Origin of the sequence: Streptomyces sp. NPDC046909 (assembly GCF_040644695.1) — a bacterium.
In the GTDB taxonomy this organism is placed as follows: Bacteria; Actinomycetota; Actinomycetes; order Streptomycetales; family Streptomycetaceae; genus Streptomyces.
In genome coordinates this window covers 415,310-431,456 of sequence record NZ_JBEYXC010000009.1, presented here as the reverse complement: position 1 = coordinate 431,456, position 16,147 = coordinate 415,310, and the positions used below count along the sequence as shown (strand labels likewise).

Below are 16,147 nucleotides of genomic sequence, written 5' to 3'. Positions count from 1 at the left end.
GCTGCCGTACGTCACCTAGACGGCAGGATCATTTCGACCGTGGGCGCCAACCTTCTGCCTCGCTCGCGGAGTTTATACGACACGTGTTCAGACGGTGTTTCGTCTAGCCGTATCCGATGTGAAGAGCAAGGGTCCATTCGGTCGGCGTTACGTGGGAATCATCCCGATTCTCGGCGGCCGTACGGACGATGACCTCGATGAATATCGAAGGAGCGGTCGGCCGATTCTCGTCGGCGTTTTTCACGAGGCGGCTGGGGAACTCGAAACTGCACTGTGCCGCATGCCCGGTGAATGTGCCGCCGGTCTTGTGTGACAGCGTAGCGGGCGCCGGGTCGGCGCGGGACGTTATCGAGCGGCTCCGCTGGGCATCATCCCACGTGACCCGATACCGGCGGCCGGATCTTCGGCCCGCCCATCCGAGGAGGGACGCTTCGATGGGGGAGAAGGTCGTGGCAGGTCGGTTCGATCTGTCCGATCGGCAGCTCTACCGCGGCAAGCTCCGCAAGTGCCTGACGGGACTGGAGCGGCTGCTGGCGGAGAAGCGGTTCGATCGCCCGCAGAACCTCATGGGGCTGGAGATCGAATTGAATCTCGCCGGCGCGGACGGCATGCCGAGAATGCTGAATGGCGAGGTTCTCGAACGGATCGCGAGCCGAGATTTCCAAACAGAACTCGCCATGTTCAATCTGGAAGTCAACATAGCCCCACACCGATTGGGAGGCCGGGTATTCGACCGGCTCGCCGAGGAACTCCGCACCTCGCTGGCCTACGCGCATCGAAAAGCGGGCGAGGTCGACGCGGGAATCGTGATGATCGGCATTCTGCCGACCCTGGACCGGGACGACCTGGTCTCCTCCAACCTCTCCGCCGTCGACCGCTACACCCTGCTCAACGACCAGATCGTCGCCGCGCGCGGGGAGGACTTCGTCCTCGACATCGACGGAGTGGAGCGCCTTGTCTGCACCTCGAAGTCCATAGCCCCGGAAGCCGCTTGCACCTCGGTCCAGCTGCACCTCCAGGTCACCCCGGGCCGCTTCGCCGCCGTGTGGAACGCGGCGCAGGCCGTCGCCGCCGCGCAGATCGCCGTCGGCGCCAACTCGCCCTTCCTCTTCGGCCATGAGCTGTGGCGCGAGTCCCGCCCGCCGCTGTTCCAGCAGTCCACGGACACCCGCCCACCCGAACTCCAGGCGCAGGGCGTACGGCCCCGGACCTGGTTCGGGGAGCGGTGGATCTCCTCGGCGTACGACCTGTTCGAGGAGAACCTGCGCTTCTTCCCGCCGCTGCTGCCGATCTGCGACGACGAGGACCCCCTCGCGGTGCTCGACGAGGGCGGTGTCCCCTCCCTCGCCGAACTCGTCCTGCACAACGGCACCGTCTACCGCTGGAACCGCCCGGTCTACGGCATCGCCGACGGCGTCCCGCACCTGCGCGTCGAGAATCGCGTCCTGCCCGCCGGGCCCACGGTCACCGACGTCATCGCCAACGCCGCCTTCTATTACGGCGTCGTCCGCGCCCTCGCCGAGGAAACCCGGCCGGTGTGGACCCGGATGCCGTTCGAGGCGGCCGCCGCCAACTTCGACGCGGCCTGCAAGCACGGTATCGACGCCCGCTTCGACTGGCCCCGGCGCGCGCGGTACGGCGGGATGACCCAGGTCGACGCCGTCACCCTGGTCCGCGACGAACTGCTGCCGCTCGCCGAGGCGGGGCTCGCCGCGTGGGGGGTGGAGGCGGCCGACCGGGACCTGTACCTCGGCGTGATCGACGAGCGGTGCCGCCGCCGGACCAACGGCGCGACCTGGCAGGCGGCCACCTTCCACCGGGCCCTGGAGTCGGGCATCGGCCGCGACGCCGCACTGGCCGCGACGACCCGCCGCTACGCCGAGCTGATGCACCTCGGCGAGCCGGTGCACACCTGGCCGGTGGGGTTGCCGGAGCCGGTGCCGCTGGGGTGAGCCGGAGCGGGAGGAGACAGTGGGAGGAGGGAGCGGGCGAAACCGGCTGCTCCCTCCGGCCCGGTCCGCTCAACGCCGACGGCTCAGCCCAGCCCGCCCAACGTCGACCGCTCGGCCCAGCCCGCTCAGCCCAGCCCGCTCCCCTGGGCCCCCGCCGCCACGATCGCCTTCAGGATCACCTCGTGGATCTCGGCCGGGTCGCTGACCTCCTGGCCCGTGCCGCCGGTGGCCTGCGCTATCTGCTGGGCCTCGGCGCGGTCGGCGTCCGGGCCGACGGCGATCATGATGAGGGGGACCGGCCGGTCGGGGTCGGTGAGCTGCTGGAGACGGTTGATGAGGGCGCCCCGGGAGATGCTGCCGGGGTCCTGGTTGACCCCGTCGGTCAGCACGACCAGGGCGTTGAACTTGCCCTCGGCGTAGGAGGCGGTGGCCTCCTTGTACGCGGCGAGCGTGGTGTCGTACAGGCCCGTCGCCCCGTTCGGGACCGGCGTCAGGCCGCTGAACGCCGCCGAGAGCTTGTCGCGCTGGGTACCGCCGTCGCCGCTGTCGCCGAGCCGGCCGGTCGGTACGAGGACGCGGTAGTCCTTGTCGCCGTCCAGTTTCGTGGAGAACTCCCACAGGCCGATCTCGTCCTCGGGCGTGAACGTGGCGAGCGCCTGGAGCAGGGAGGCCTTGGTGACGTCCATCCGCGACTGGCCGGTGCCCTCGACCAGTTCGGACATGGAGGAGGACGCGTCCACGACCGTCGTGATCCGCGCGCTCTGCACCGTGATCGTCCAGGTGCCCAGCGCCTCCTGGAGCGCCGTCTCCGAGGCCGGCTGGAGGGCGGCCCGCGTGTACGGCTGCGGCTTGCTGCCGCCGGCCTGGGTCACGAGGGTCTGCGGCACCTCGTCGTCGGAGGTGCGGAAGCCGTACTTCTCCAGCAGCCGCTGCTGCTCCGGCTTGCGCAGATAGTTCACGAACCGCAGCGCCGCCCGGCTCTCGTCGGTGCTCAGCCCGGCCTGGTCGACCAGCGCGTACGGATAGTCGAGGCGGGGCGAACCGTCCTTCGGATAGAAGAGGTCGAGCCCGTCGCCGTCGGCCGAGTCGTTGTACGCGAACGCCGCCTGCTCGCTGAGGATCAGCGCCTGATTGCGCTTCGGGTTGCCCTGCTCGGTGCCCGAGGAGTCGCGCGGCAGGGTGTCGAGCACCTGCGTGTCGCTGTCCGAGGTGCGCTGCGACAGGGTCTTCATCATCGCCGCGGCCTGGGTCTCACCACCCTTGATCTTGCCCGCGCCGGCGGCCAGCTGGGTGAGCGCGAGCAGCCCGGTCGCGCTGCGCGAGGGGTCGGCCCCGCCCAGCTTGAGGGAGTCGTCCTGCATCCCGGCGCCGACCAGCTCGATCCAGCTGTACGTCTTCTTAGGCCAGCCCAGCGACTTCGCGGCCGCGGGGACCATGGCCACGCCGACGGGACTGGAGGCGACACTGCCGGCCGGCGTCACCTCCGTCGCCTTGGTCGAGCCCGAGACCCGCTCGATCCACACCTCCGAGTCCGGCACCCACACCTGGACGTCGGTCTTCCCGCCCGCGAGCAGGGTGTCGGCGAGCTTGTACGAGTCCTGCGCGGTCACCTCTACGTCGACGCAACGGCCGTCGGAGGTGAGGCTGTCGTCGCGGGCCCGCTCCGCCGCGGCGCGCAGGGCGGGGGCCATGTCGGGGGAGGCGGCGAGCTTCAGGTCCACCGCGTCGTCCCTGCACGAGGCACCGAAGGAGAGCAGCCCGCTCTGGACGGCGGCCGCCGTACCCCCGGCGACGGTCAGGACGAGCACCGTCGCGATGGCCACCGTGCGGCGGCGGGCGCGTGGGCGGGGGTCGCTGCCGCCCGCCCCATACTGATCGGGCAAGCTGTGACGTCCCATGACGGTGATGTCCCTCCCTGTTGAACCTTCTGCCGGATTCACGGCCGTATGGCATGCAAAGGGGAGGTCAGCCCCGTACGGTGTCCGTCCCCCAACGGCCTGTCACGCACGATCTTCGTAAGTTCTTTCGAGACCCTAGCGGGGCGGCGGTGGGGATGAGGCGGGATTGCTCAACTGGAGGCAGGTGTGCAGGGAGAGGCGGGCCTCGTGGCCGATTCTTTTCCACAGGAGGGACCTTCGCGACGGATCTTCCGTGACGAGACGCTGCTCGTTCTGGGGCTTTCGCTCGGTGCGAGCGGAGTGTCCGCACTGATCAGCTTTGTCGGATCGGTCACCAAACCGGGGGGTCTCAAGGACCAGGCGGCGACCCTCAACGCCTCGGCCGCGCCCGGCCGCCCCTGGCTGGATCTGGCCTGGCAGCTCTTCGGGATCGCCTCGTCCCTCGTGCCCGTCCTGCTCGTCGCGCACTTCCTGCTGCGCGAGGGCGGCAGCCTGCGCACCCTCGGCTTCGACCGCACCAAGCCCTGGTTCGACCTCGCCCGCGGGGCGGCCATCGCGTCGGTGATCGGCAGCGCCGGAATCGCCTTCTACCTGGCCGCACGCGGTCTGGGCTTCAACCTGACGGTGGTGCCGGAGGCGCTGCCCGACGTGTGGTGGAAGTACCCGGTGCTGATCCTGTCCGCGATGCAGAACGCGATCCTCGAAGAGGTCATCGTCGTCGGCTATCTGCTGCGCCGACTGCACCAGCTGGGCTGGACGCCCGGCACCGCGCTGGTGGCCAGTTCCGTACTGCGCGGCTCGTACCACCTCTACCAGGGCATCGGCGGCTTCATCGGCAACATGGTGATGGGCGTGGTGTTCGTCTACCTCTATCGCAGGTGGGGCCGGGTGGGTCCGCTGGTGGTGGCGCATTCACTGCTCGACATCGGGGCGTTCGTCGGCTACGCGCTGCTCGCGGGAAAGGTGGACTGGCTGCCGACGCCTGCCGGCGGCTGAGCCGTGACGAAGCCGCGGCCCGGTGGGGGCTGGGCGCGCAGTTCCCCGCGCCCCTTTCGGGGCGCGGTGGAGCCGCCTAGACGAGCAGGTCGCCCTCGATGGTGGTGACTGCACTGCCCGTGAGAAGCGTGCGGTCACCGCGCAGTCGCGTCCGCACCCGCCCGGAGCGCGGCGAGGCCTGGAGCCCGGTCAGTTCGGTACGGCCCAGGCGCTCGGACCAGAACGGGGCGAGGGCCGTGTGGGCGCTGCCGGTGACCGGGTCCTCGTCGATGCCGTAGTTCGGGAAGAAGCAGCGGGAGACGAAGTCGTAGCCGAGCTCGGGCTTCTGGGCCGGGGCGGTGGCGATGATGCCGCGCTCGGAGAAGGCGCCGAGGGCCTTGTGGTCCGGGGTCAGGGCGTGGACCGTCTTCTCGTCGGCGAGCTCGACGAGCAGGTCGCCCACGTTCGGCCCGGTGTCGAAGGCGGCGAGCGGCTCGGTGCCGAGGGCCGCGGCGACCCCGTCCGGGAGCTCGACCGGGGTGAGGGGCGCGGTCGGGAAGTCGAGGGTGATCGAGCCGTCCTCGTCGGGCGTCGCGATGAGCACCCCGCTGCGCGTGGCGAACCGCACCGGCCCCTCATGGGCGCCCGTGGTGTGCAGCACGTGCGCCGTGGCCAGCGTCGCGTGGCCGCACATGTTGACCTCGGCGGCCGGCGTGAACCACCGCAGCGCCCAGTCGGCCTCCCCGCCCTCGGGAAGGCGGTGGGCGAAGGCCGTTTCCGCGTGGTTGACCTCGACGGCGATGTTCTGGAGGCGCTCGTCGTCCGGGAAGGCGTCCAGGAGCAGCACCCCGGCCGGGTTGCCGGCGAACGGGCGGTCGGTGAAGGCGTCGACGATTCGAATACGCATGGAGACGAAGCTAAAGGGCCACGTGAGCGCGGACCAAGGCCAATTCCGGGTCACTGGACCGATTTGCGGCCCGGGCGTGATCCAGACGCACCCGGGCATGCTCTGGACGCGCCCGGACCGCGGTGCGACTGTCGTCAACGCGCCCCGTGCTCACGACAGTTCAGGAGGTCACCATGACCAAGCCGTCCGTTCTCGCCGCGCTCCTGCACGGACTGCGCGGCGGGTCCATCGAGGTCGTCGATCTCACCGCGCCCCTGTCGTCGGCGACACCGGTGATCCAGCTGCCGGAACCGTTCGGGCAGACGCAGGTGTTCGAGCTGGAGGAGATCAGCCGCTACGACGACCGCGGCCCGGCCTGGTACTGGAACAACTTCCGCACCGGCGAGCACACAGGCACCCACTTCGACGCCCCCAACCACTGGGTCACCGGCAAGGACCTCGCCGACGTGGCCTCCGTACCGGCGAGCCGGCTGATCGCCCCGGCCGCCGTACTGGACTTCTCCGCCCTCGCCGCCAAGGACCCCGACTTCCTCGTCGAGGTCGATCACATCAAGGCCTGGGAGACCGAGCACGGCCCGCTTCCCGAAGGCGGCTGGCTGCTGCTGCGCACCGGCTGGGACGCCCGCTCGGAGTCGCAGGAGGAGTTCCTCAACGCCGACGGCGACGGCCCGCACACCCCGGGCCTGTCCCCGGAGTGCGCCCGCTGGGTCGCCGAGGAGTCACCGGTCATCGGCCTCGGCACCGAGACCGTGGGCACCGACGCCGGGGCGGCCCATTCCTTCGACCCCGTCTTCCCGTGCCACTCGTACCTCATGGGCAACGACAAGTACGGGCTCACCCAGCTGCGGAACCTCGCCGAACTGCCCGCCACCGGTGCCGTCGTCATCGCGGGCCCGCTGCCGATCGTGACGGGCTCCGGCTCACCTGCCCGCGTCCTCGCCCTCGTGGAGCGGCCCGTCGGGGAGCGCTCATGAAGGTCGCCGAAGCCGTCGGCCGGGCCCTGACCGCCGCCGGCGTTGACCATGTGTTCGGCGTGGTCGGTTCCGGCAACTTCCACCTCACCAACGCGATGGTCGCCGCCGGTTCCCGCTATGTCGCCGCCCGCCACGAGGGCGGCGCCGCCACCATGGCCGACGCCTACGCCCGCACGAGCGGTACGGTCGCCGCGCTGAGCGTGCACCAGGGCCCCGGACTGACCAACGCCCTCACCGGCATCGCCGAGGCCGCCAAGAGCGGTACGCCCCTCGTCGTGCTCGCCGCCGAGGCGACCCAGCGCACCTCCAACTTCTACGTCGACCAAGAGGCGTTGGCGCGGGCGGTGGGCGCGGTCACCGAGCGCGTGACGTCGGCGGAGGAGGCGGTCGAGCAGGCCTGCGGCGCGGTCCGACGGGCGGTGCGGGAGCGTCGTACCGTACTGCTCAACCTCCCGCTGGACGTGCAGGCCATGGAGGCGCTCCCGGCCGGGCCGGTCCCGGTCGTCACGCCGCGAGCGCCCGTCGAGCCTTCCTGGTCCGACATCGCCGCGCTGGCCACAGCCCTCTCAGCGGCCCGCCGTCCCGTCTTCGTGGCCGGTCGAGGGGCCCGCTCACCCGGCGCCCGTGACGCCCTCATCGCGCTCGCCGACCAGCACGGCGCGCTCCTCGCCACGTCGGCCGTCGCCCACGGGCTGTTCCACGACCACCCCTGGTCGCTCGGCATCTCCGGCGGCTTCGCGTCCCCCCGCACGGTCGAACTGATCCAGGGTGCCGACCTGATCGTCGGCTGGGGCTGCGCCCTCAACATGTGGACCATGCGGCACGGCCGCCTCATCGGCCCGGACGCCACCGTCGTACAGATCGACGACGATGCGGCCGCGCTCGGCGTCCACCGGGACGTCCACGTCGGCGTCACCGGCGACGTGGAACTCACCGCCCGGCTCGCACTCGATCACACGGGCACGGAGCGGCGGGAGGGCTATCGCAACCGGACTCTCGGCCCCGGTATTCGTCTGCGGAACGTGCCGTACGAGGACGAGAGCACCCGGGACCGTATCGACCCGCGCACGCTCAGCATCGCGCTCGACGACATCCTCCCGGCGGAACGGGTCGTCGGGGTGGACTCGGGCAACTTCATGGGCTACCCGAGTGCCTATCTGTCGGTCCCCGACCACCACGGCTTCTGCTTCACCCAGGCCTTCCAGTCGATCGGCCTCGGCCTCGCGACCACGATCGGCGCGGCGCTGGCCCGCCCCGACCGGCTGCCGGTGGCGGCGCTCGGTGACGGCGGGGCGCTGATGGGGGCGGCCGAGCTGGACACCGTCCGCAGGCTGGGGCTGCCGATGGTGGTGGTCGTCTACAACGACGAGGGCTACGGCGCCGAGGTCCACCACTTCGGACCCGACGGCTTCCCGCTCGACACCGTCACCTTCCCGGCGACCGACATCGCCGCCATCGCCCGCGGCTACGGCTTCGAGGCGGTGACCGTGCGAACGCGCGCCGACCTCAAGGCCGTCGAGGACTGGGTGGCGGGGCCGCGGGCGGAGCCGCTGCTGGTGGACGCCAAGGTGGCGGGGGAGCGGGGTTCTTGGTGGCTGGAGGAGGCGTTCAGGGGCCATTGAGGGGCAGCCGGGCGATTCAGGGGCGGCCGGAGCCGATGGCTGTCAGTCGAGCTGGATCAGCCCCCGCCGCGCGGCCTCCGTCACGGCGGCCGCGCGGTTCTCCACCTTCAACTTCCGGTAGATCCGCACGAGATGCGTCTTCACGGTCGCCTCGCTGAGGAACAGGGCCTGGGCGATCGCCCGGTTGCTCAGGCCTTCCGCCGCCAGCCGCACGACCTCCACCTCGCGTTCGGTGAGATCGACGTCGGGCCGGACCACCTGCCCGACGAGCTCGCCGACCACCTCGGGGGCGAGGGCCAGCACGCCGACGGCGGCCCCGCGCACGGCCCGGAAGAGCTCCTCGGGCGGCCCGGCCTTCAGGACGTACCCCCGCGCGCCCGCCTCCAACGCCCGCACCACGTCGGCCCGCCCGGAGTAGCTCGTCAGCATCAGCACGGGTACGGCGGGGACCTCGGCGCTCATCCGGCGGACCGCGTCGACACCGTCGAGGTCGGCGCCCGCGAACCGCAGGTCCATCAGCACGACGTCCGGCTTCAGTTCCGCGGCCAGCCGTACGGCCTCCTCGCCGCTGCCCGCCTCCGCGACCACGTCGAGATCCGGCTCGCCCTCCAACAGGGCCCGCAGTCCGGCCCGTACGACGGCGTGGTCGTCCGCGATCACCAGGCGTACCGTCATCCGGCGGCCGCCGGGGTCAGCGAGGGAGCCGTCGCCGGGAGGACGGCCCGGACCCGGGTGCCGCGGCCCGGCGCACTGGTGACCCGCAGGTCGCCGCCGCACTCGCGCAGCCGCGCGCGGGCCGCGGGCAGGCCGAAGCCGCGGGCCGGCCGGGCGGCGGCACGGGCCGGGTCGAAGCCCACTCCGTCGTCCTGTACGTCGAGGGCGACGCGGTCCGTCCCGTGGTGGAGGGTGACCAGCACATGCACCGCGCGGGAGTGCTCGCGCACATTCGCGAGGGTGCCCTGAGCGACCCGGAACAGGGCGGCGGCGGCCTGCTCGTCCAGGACGGGACCGGCCTCGGGCTCGCCCGCGGAACGGAACCGCACCTGGGCCGCGGCTCCCTCCTTCTCCGCCTGGGCGCACAGCAGCCGCAGCGAGCCTTCGAGTCCGGCCTCGGCGACGGCGGTCGGGGTGAGGTCCTGGATGATCCGGCGGGTCTCGGAGAGATTGCCGTCCAGACCCTCGGCGACCGCGCGGACCCGGGTGCGAGCCGACTCCGGCCGCCGGTCCCAGTCCCGTTCGGCCGCCTGCAACAGCATGAGACTGCCCGCGAGTTCCTGGGCCAGGGTGTCGTGCAGATCCCGGGCGATCCGGGTGCGCTCGGCCAGCACCCCTGCCCGGCGCTGCTGTTCGGCGAGCACGTCCCGGGTGCTCCGCAACTCGTCGAGGAGGCGCTGGCGTTCGGCGGCGTCCCGCTGCTGGGTCCGGTAGAGGGCGACGGTGCCCCAGACGGCGGCGACCGGGATCAGGGCCATCTCCAGGTCGACCCGGCCGGTGGCGCCGATCAGCCGCCAGCCCAGGACGACGGAGATGGCGGCCACCGCGACCAGCGCCGCCCGGCGCCCGAGGGCACGCAGGGCCGCACAGGCGAGGGGCACCCCGCACCAGGCGTACGCCCAGGTCAGCGGTCCCGGGGCGAGGAACACGAGGGCGCCCCAGAGACCGAGCAGGGTCGTGATCCAGGCGAGGCGGGCAGCGGGGACGAGCCGGCTCCACAGGCCCAGACCGGCCCCGTACACCACGGCCAGCAGCCCGCTGATGCCGACCATGTGCCAGCACAGCGGGGTGTTCAGATCGACGAGCCGCACCGCGGCCACCCCGACGACGAGGAAGAACACGAGGTGCGGGGCGTGTTCCAGGGTGCGTCGGGGGCCGTCGGCGGGCGCGCGGTCGGTCACGGCAGATCCCCTTGGACTCACTGATCCACTTGGACAGGGCGTCCGAGTCTATCGGGGGTTTGTATGACTACTGTGAAGCCCCGGGCATGACCGCTGTGGGGGCCCGTGGCACTACGCCCCGGGGTGCAGCCCGGGCCAGCCCGGCGTCGGGTCGCCCTTCACCTCGCCGAAGTACAGCGCGAAGGTCTGCTTCCAGCGCTCGATCGCGGCCCGGTCGGCCATGAAGCGGGGGAAGCCGTCGATGTGCGCGTTGGGGTACTCCCAGACCGGCTTCAGCCCCGTCGGGGGAGTGACGTCGGTGCGGACGGACCAGCCGTTGAAGGAGCCCTGCTGGGTGGCGAGGGACAGCTGCCAGTTGAGGTACAGCTTGGCGGCGGTCGGGTGCGCGGCCTGCTTGAGGATCGCGGCGCGCTGACCCCACGCCATGAACGGGGCGCTGTCCGGCACGACCCACTTCACGGGCCCGGTGCCGAGCGGGGCGCCCGAGCCGCCGACGCCGATCGCGTGGGTGCCGGCGCGGACCGCGTCGCCGGGGGAGTTGCTGCCGCGCGCGAAGCGGACGTCCTGGGCGGCGAGCTTGGCCACCCACTCCCAGCCGTACGTCTGGGCGTAGAGGGAGTAGAGGTAGAGGACCGCGTCGTCGTCGTGCGGGTAGGAGGAGGCGATCTTCCCCTTCCACTTCGGGTCGACCAGGTCCAGCGGGGTGCTCGGGGCGTCGGAACCGACCGCGGCCGTGGCGTACATGAAGCTGAACCCGATCGCCCCGATGGCGACCCAGGCACCGTGCGGGTCCTTGAACTTGTCGTACACCTGGGAGAACCCGGCGGGCTTGTACCGCAGCAGCCGCCCCTGCTCCTTCCAGCGCGTGAAGTCCTGGAGGGTCTGAAGCTGTACGACGTCGGGGACGAGGGTGTCGGTCGCGAACTGGTTGTCGACGCGGACGTCGTGGTACTTGCTGTAGTCCACCACCAGGGTCAGGTCGATGTCCGGGAAGCGCTTGAGGAACGCCGCCTTGGTGAAGTCCTGCTGGGTCGGGGTGTCCCCGCCCGCGTAGACGACGAGCTTCCCGCCCTCCGCGAGCGCGGCCTGGTACAGCTCGTCGAGGGTCCTGGTCTCCTCGGTACCGGTGCGGCCCGCTGCCTGGGCGGACGTGCTGCTCAGCGCGCCGAACGCGAGTGCGGCACCGGCGCTGGTCGCGAGAACACGGCGTCTGCTGGGGAAGCTGGACATGGCGTGGAGACCTCTCTGTTGGGGGGTGACTCCCGCATCCTGATCGGTTCCGGTGGCCGCCCGCGTCCTCCGTGCGGAGCGAGGGGCGGGCTGAAGAGGTAGGTGCGGTTCAACCGAACGATTGACCTGGCCTTTTCGCCGAAGGCCGGTGAAGGCTTGCCAGTCGAACAGTTCCGATATATCGTTGACGCATCGCGACAGATCAACGATGAATGGAGTGATGGCGATGCGTTCCCATGGATTCGAACGTGGACACGGTGGACCTGGCTCCCGGGGCCGGGGTGGTCGGGGCGGCTTCGACGGTCGGCGGGGTGCCTTCGGCCCCTTCGGGCCGGGCGGTGGCCCCGGTGGCTTCGGCGGACCGGGCTTCGGTCCGGGCCCCTGGGGGCCACGAGGGCGCGGCGGACCGAGGGGGAGGGCGCGGCGCGGCGATGTACGCGCGTCGATTCTCGCCCTGCTCAAGGACCGGCCCATGCACGGGTACGAGATGATCCAGGAGATCGCCGAGCGCAGCGGCGGGGCGTGGAAGCCCAGCCCGGGTTCGGTGTACCCCACCCTTCAGCTGCTGGAGGACGAGGGCCTGATCGTCAGCGAGAGCGAGGGCGGCAAGAAGCTGTTCGCGCTCACCGACGCCGGTCGTACCGCGGCCGAGGAAGGCCCCGACGCGCCCTGGGAGGAAGCCTCCCGAGGCGTCGACTTCGAGGCGCTCGGTGAGATCCGCCAGGCCGGCTTCGGTCTGATGGAGGCCTTCGGGCAGGTCTGGAAGACCGGCAGCAAGGAGCAGCGCGAGAAGGCCCTCGCGGTCATCAACGACGCCCGGAAGAAGCTGTATCTGATCCTCGCCGACGAGGACTGAACAGTAGTGACCGCGCGAAAGAGGCGCCCCGTGGATCCGGTCCACGGGGCGCCTTCACGTGCGCGTGCGTCGGCGTCAGGCCACCAGCCCGGCGAGCTTGCGCAGCGACTCGTTGAGCGCGGCGGTGCCCGAGTCCTTGAGCTTGCCCGCCATGAGGGCGACCGCGGCGCCGGTGAACTCGCCGTCGATGCGGACGGTGGTGGCGTCGCCGTCGGGGGTCAGGGTGTAGCGCGTGGCCACCGTCACCGCCATCGGGCCCTTGCCCTTGATGGCGAAGGTGCGGGCCGGCTCCACCTCTTCGATGGTCCACTCGACCTCGGCCGGGAAGCCCATCAGCTTCATGTTCTCCTGGAAGGTCCCGCCCGCCTCGAGAGCCGCCGGACCGCCCTGGGGGAAGCTGGTGTGCGTGGCGTTCCACTCGCCGTACGCGGACCAGTCGGTGAGTTGGGCCCACACCTTCTCGGTCGGTGCCTCGATCCGTGCCTCCGCGCTGATTTCGGGCATTCGACCACCTCTTTGTCTCGGGCTGTGGTGTCGCGGAACGTAGCCGCAGGGGTCGCAACATTCAATACTGATGAACTGTCAGAAAATGTGGAGACCGCCGCCGGGGCGGCGCTCAGCTCACCAGCCGTATCACCGCCGCGTCGAACAGATCCCATGCGCGCGGGAACGTGCTCTCGTCGTGGCAGTGCCACGCCTCCCAGAACAGGTCGGCGAGCAGCGCGTCCTCCGGGGCGTACACCCGGTAGACGTACTGTCTGCCGTCGATGGCCGGCAGCGCCACCAGCCAGCACCTGCTCTCCATGTCCGTGTGGGACGTACGAGGGGGCACGGCGGTTGCGTACGGGGCGCGTGGCAAGGCGGCTCGCGCCCCTGCGGAGACAACGGCCAGATCTCATCCGTAAGGAGGAGATTTCGGCCGCCGGGGTCCACTCTGTGTGGGACGCGAAAATGGTTCCCTCCGGGGATGACCCGCGTCGGCGTGGCTGATGGGGTGGGGGATGTGCCACCCCGTATCCCCAGGCAGTCCGCGGACGAGCCGGGAAGCAAGCGCGCTGACATCGATGCCAGGCTCGGCGACGAGCTGGCGTCGGTGGTCTCCGGCGCGCGCCGCCGTGCGGTGCGGGACGGGGACCGGCAGATCGACACCGCCCATCTGCTGCACTCGCTCCTGGAGTACGACCCGGAGGCGCGGGCCGTCTTCGAGGACGGCGCGCAGCTCGCCCGGCTGCTCGGCTATCTCGTGCAGCGCAGCATCGGCTACGGGCTGCGCTGGCAGGGCAGCGTCGAGGACTCCGGCGCCGTGTCCGTGGTGACGGTGACAGTGACGGAGGGCTTCTCGCCGCTGGCCGCGGGCGCGCTGGAGTACGCCGGACGGCGGGCGGCCCGCCGGGGCGCCGAGCACGCCTGCGGCACCGACCTCCTCGCGGGCCTCGTCGTCGACCCGGAGGCGCGGGCGGTCGAGGTGCTCGGACGCGCGGGGATCGACGCGGGTGCGGTGCGGGGGCGGGTCGAGAGCCGGGTGCCGAGGGTGTTCTGAGCGCCGGGTGTTCTGAGCGCCCGGTGTCCTGGGCGTCAGGTGTTCTGAGCGCCGGGATTTCTGATGGTCGAGTTTTTCTGAGCCGGGGGCCTTATGGGCCCTGGGTTCCCCACCCCTGCCCGGTCCATCCCCTGAGACAGGTGTCAACGGGGGTGACGCTCATGTCATCGCCTGTCATCATGTGCCGGTGCATACGACTGACAGCAGGGCCGGTACCCAGGGAAAGGGCGTCGGGCTCGGACTCGCGCTCGCGTCGGCGGTCGCCTTCGGAGGATCCGGCGTCGCCGCCAAGCCGCTGATCGAGGCGGGCCTGGATCCGCTCCATGTGGTGTGGCTGCGGGTGACCGGCGCGGCCCTCGTGATGCTGCCCCTCGCCATCCGCCACCGCGCGCTGCTGCGCAGCCGCCCCGCTCTGCTCGCCGGGTTCGGACTGCTCGGCGTGGCCGGTGTCCAGGCGTTCTACTTCGCCTCGATCTCCCGCATACCCGTCGGCGTCGCGCTGCTCGTCGAGTACCTCGCGCCCGCCCTCGTCCTCGGCTGGGTCCGGTTCGTGCAGCGACGCCCTGTCACCCGCGCCGCCGCGCTCGGGGTGGTCCTCGCGGTGGGCGGCCTCGCCTGTGTCGTCGAGGTCTGGGCGGGCCTGAGCTTCGACGCGGGCGGCCTGCTCCTCGCGCTCGGCGCCGCCTGCTGCCAGGTCGGCTACTTCGTCCTGTCCGACCAGGGCAGCGACTCCGGCACCGGCGCCCCCGACCCGCTCGGCGTCATCGCCTACGGCCTCCTCGTCGGCGCCGTCGTCCTCACGGTCGTGGCCCGCCCCTGGACGATGGACTGGTCCGTCCTCGGCGGCAGCGCGGACATGAACGGCACCTCCGTCGCGGCCGCCCTGCTGTTGTCCTGGATCGTCCTCGTCGCCACCGTCGTCGCCTACGTCACCGGCGTGGTCTCGGTCCGCCGGCTCTCCCCGCAGGTCGCCACTGTCGTCGCCTGCCTCGAAGCGGTCGTTGCGACCGTCCTGGCCTGGGTCCTGCTCGGCGAACACCTCTCCGCCCCGCAGATCGCCGGCGGCGCGATCGTCCTCCTCGGCGCCTTCATCGCCCAGTCCTCCACCCCGGTGAAGCCCTCCCCGGACCCGGTGGCGAGCGGCGGCCCGGAAAGGGAGTTGTCGGCCCGTTCGCGGGTCTCCTAGGCTCCGGATCATGCATTCACATCGCGTCATCGCGCCGCCCGCCGCCTGAGGCGGGCCCTGCCGAACCCACGCCCGGCCACCGGCCGGGCGGAACGGCGCTGCCCGCAGACGAAGTCCACGGACCCCACTGAGCCGGGTCCCTCACTTCTGCGTGTCTGCGGAGACGACAAGTGTCGAATGCTGCTTCCGGCCTGCCCATCGGGCGAGGCCTTATCTACCTGATCATCGCCGGTGTCACGTGGGGCACCGCGGGCGCGGTCGCCGCGCTGGCCTACGACGTCAGCGACATCGGCCCCCTCACTCTGTCCTTCTGGCGCTGCGCGTCCGGGCTGGTCCTGCTGGCGGGCGTACGGCTGCTGCGCCCGACGACCCGCGCCCGCACCGCCGTACGAGAACCGCTGCGCCGCAAGGCGCTGCGGGTCGGCGTCACGGGATGCGGGCTCGCCGTGTTCCAGACCGGGTACTTCGCGGCCGTACGGTCCACCGGGCTCGCCGTAGCCACGGTCGTCGCGCTCGGCGCGGGGCCCGTCCTCGTGGCGCTCGGCGCACGGCTCACCCTGGGCGAGCGGCTCGGGCGCGGTGGGGCGGTCACCGTCGTCGGGGCGGTCGCCGGGCTCGGGGTGCTGACGCTCGGCGGTGCGGGTGCCGCCGTACGGCCGTGGGGTGTGCTGTGCGCGCTCGCGTCGGCGGCCGGGGGAGCCGTGATGACCCTGCTCACCCGGCACGCGGGCCGGTCCGGTGGGGCCGACGCCGGGAGTACGTCCGTCGGGGTGTTCGCTGTCACCAGCGCACTGCTGCTGCCGTTCGCGCTGGCCGAGGGACTGGTGCCGCACACCGGTCAACCCGGCCTGCTGCTCTGGCTGTTGGCCTACCTCGCCGCCGTACCCACGGCCCTCGCCTACGGCCTCTACTTCGCCGGCGCGGCCGCCGTACGGTCGGCGACGGTGTCCGTGATCATGCTCCTTGAGCCGGTCAGCGCGGCGGTGCTCGCGGTCGTCCTGCTCGGCGAGCACCTCACGGCGCCGACCCTCGCCGGCACCCTCCTGATGCTCGGCTCCGTCACGGGGCTCGCGGCGGCGGAGGCGCGGGACGCGAGGCGAGCCCTCGTGTGA

The 16,147-nt window shown here is 71.6% G+C and carries 15 protein-coding genes; 8 read left to right on the top strand and 7 right to left on the bottom strand.

Features of this window, described 5'->3' with window-relative positions:
• Positions 1-434: 434 nt before the first annotated feature.
• Positions 435-1,952, top strand: a complete 1,518-nt coding sequence (locus ABZ928_RS30245; protein WP_361525722.1) for a glutamate--cysteine ligase — start codon at positions 435-437, stop codon at positions 1,950-1,952.
• A gap of 125 nt (positions 1,953-2,077) precedes the next feature.
• Here ABZ928_RS30245 and ABZ928_RS30240 read toward each other — a convergent pair whose 3' ends face one another.
• Positions 2,078-3,850 carry a substrate-binding and VWA domain-containing protein gene (locus ABZ928_RS30240; RefSeq protein ID WP_361525719.1) on the bottom strand — a complete coding sequence of 591 codons (1,773 nt, stop codon included), beginning with the start codon at positions 3,848-3,850 and terminating at the stop codon, positions 2,078-2,080.
• Positions 3,851-4,036: 186 nt separating this feature from the next.
• Between ABZ928_RS30240 and ABZ928_RS30235 the strand changes: the two genes are divergently transcribed.
• The gene (locus tag ABZ928_RS30235) at positions 4,037-4,846 is read left to right on the top strand and encodes a type II CAAX endopeptidase family protein (protein ID WP_361525717.1); all 810 of its coding nucleotides are present in this window, start codon (positions 4,037-4,039) and stop codon (positions 4,844-4,846) included.
• Between the two features lie 76 nt (positions 4,847-4,922).
• Here ABZ928_RS30235 and ABZ928_RS30230 read toward each other — a convergent pair whose 3' ends face one another.
• Positions 4,923-5,732, bottom strand: coding sequence for a PhzF family phenazine biosynthesis protein (locus ABZ928_RS30230; protein ID WP_361525714.1), 810 nt, complete (start codon positions 5,730-5,732; stop codon positions 4,923-4,925).
• A 173-nt stretch (positions 5,733-5,905) separates the two neighbouring features.
• Between ABZ928_RS30230 and ABZ928_RS30225 the strand changes: the two genes are divergently transcribed.
• A complete protein-coding gene (locus tag ABZ928_RS30225) occupies positions 5,906-6,706 on the top strand; it encodes a cyclase family protein (protein ID WP_361525711.1) in 801 nt (266 codons plus the stop codon).
• Positions 6,703-8,328, top strand: coding sequence for a thiamine pyrophosphate-binding protein (locus ABZ928_RS30220; RefSeq protein ID WP_361525708.1), 1,626 nt, complete (start codon positions 6,703-6,705; stop codon positions 8,326-8,328). Before ABZ928_RS30225 ends, ABZ928_RS30220 begins: the two co-directional genes overlap by 4 nt.
• A gap of 42 nt (positions 8,329-8,370) precedes the next feature.
• Here ABZ928_RS30220 and ABZ928_RS30215 read toward each other — a convergent pair whose 3' ends face one another.
• The 3 genes from ABZ928_RS30215 to ABZ928_RS30205 form a co-directional block, all read right to left on the bottom strand.
• Complete coding sequence (locus ABZ928_RS30215) at positions 8,371-9,003, bottom strand: response regulator transcription factor (protein WP_361525706.1); 633 nt, start codon at positions 9,001-9,003, stop codon at positions 8,371-8,373.
• Positions 9,000-10,223, bottom strand: a complete 1,224-nt coding sequence (locus tag ABZ928_RS30210) for a sensor histidine kinase (RefSeq protein WP_361525703.1) — start codon at positions 10,221-10,223, stop codon at positions 9,000-9,002. Before ABZ928_RS30210 ends, ABZ928_RS30215 begins: the two co-directional genes overlap by 4 nt.
• Positions 10,224-10,334: 111 nt before the next feature.
• Positions 10,335-11,453 carry an ABC transporter substrate-binding protein gene (locus ABZ928_RS30205; protein ID WP_361525700.1) on the bottom strand — a complete coding sequence of 373 codons (1,119 nt, stop codon included), beginning with the start codon at positions 11,451-11,453 and terminating at the stop codon, positions 10,335-10,337.
• 226 nt (positions 11,454-11,679) lie between these two features.
• On the opposite strand from ABZ928_RS30205, the gene ABZ928_RS30200 reads away from it, so the two are divergent.
• Positions 11,680-12,309 carry a PadR family transcriptional regulator gene (locus tag ABZ928_RS30200; protein ID WP_361525697.1) on the top strand — a complete coding sequence of 210 codons (630 nt, stop codon included), beginning with the start codon at positions 11,680-11,682 and terminating at the stop codon, positions 12,307-12,309.
• Between the two features lie 75 nt (positions 12,310-12,384).
• On the opposite strand, the gene ABZ928_RS30195 is transcribed toward ABZ928_RS30200, so the two are convergent.
• A complete protein-coding gene (locus ABZ928_RS30195) occupies positions 12,385-12,813 on the bottom strand; it encodes an SRPBCC family protein (RefSeq protein WP_361525694.1) in 429 nt (142 codons plus the stop codon).
• Between the two features lie 112 nt (positions 12,814-12,925).
• Positions 12,926-13,114 (bottom strand): hypothetical protein, encoded by a 189-nt coding sequence (locus ABZ928_RS30190; protein WP_361525873.1) that lies wholly within the window; start codon positions 13,112-13,114, stop codon positions 12,926-12,928.
• A 162-nt stretch (positions 13,115-13,276) separates the two neighbouring features.
• Between ABZ928_RS30190 and ABZ928_RS30185 the strand changes: the two genes are divergently transcribed.
• From ABZ928_RS30185 to ABZ928_RS30175, 3 genes are all read left to right on the top strand, one after another.
• A complete protein-coding gene (locus tag ABZ928_RS30185) occupies positions 13,277-13,849 on the top strand; it encodes a Clp protease N-terminal domain-containing protein (protein ID WP_361525691.1) in 573 nt (190 codons plus the stop codon).
• 181 nt (positions 13,850-14,030) lie between these two features.
• Positions 14,031-15,035 carry an EamA family transporter gene (locus ABZ928_RS30180; RefSeq protein ID WP_361525689.1) on the top strand — a complete coding sequence of 335 codons (1,005 nt, stop codon included), beginning with the start codon at positions 14,031-14,033 and terminating at the stop codon, positions 15,033-15,035.
• 170 nt (positions 15,036-15,205) lie between these two features.
• On the top strand, positions 15,206-16,147 hold the full coding sequence (locus ABZ928_RS30175) for an EamA family transporter (RefSeq protein WP_361525686.1): 942 nt from the start codon (positions 15,206-15,208) through the stop codon (positions 16,145-16,147).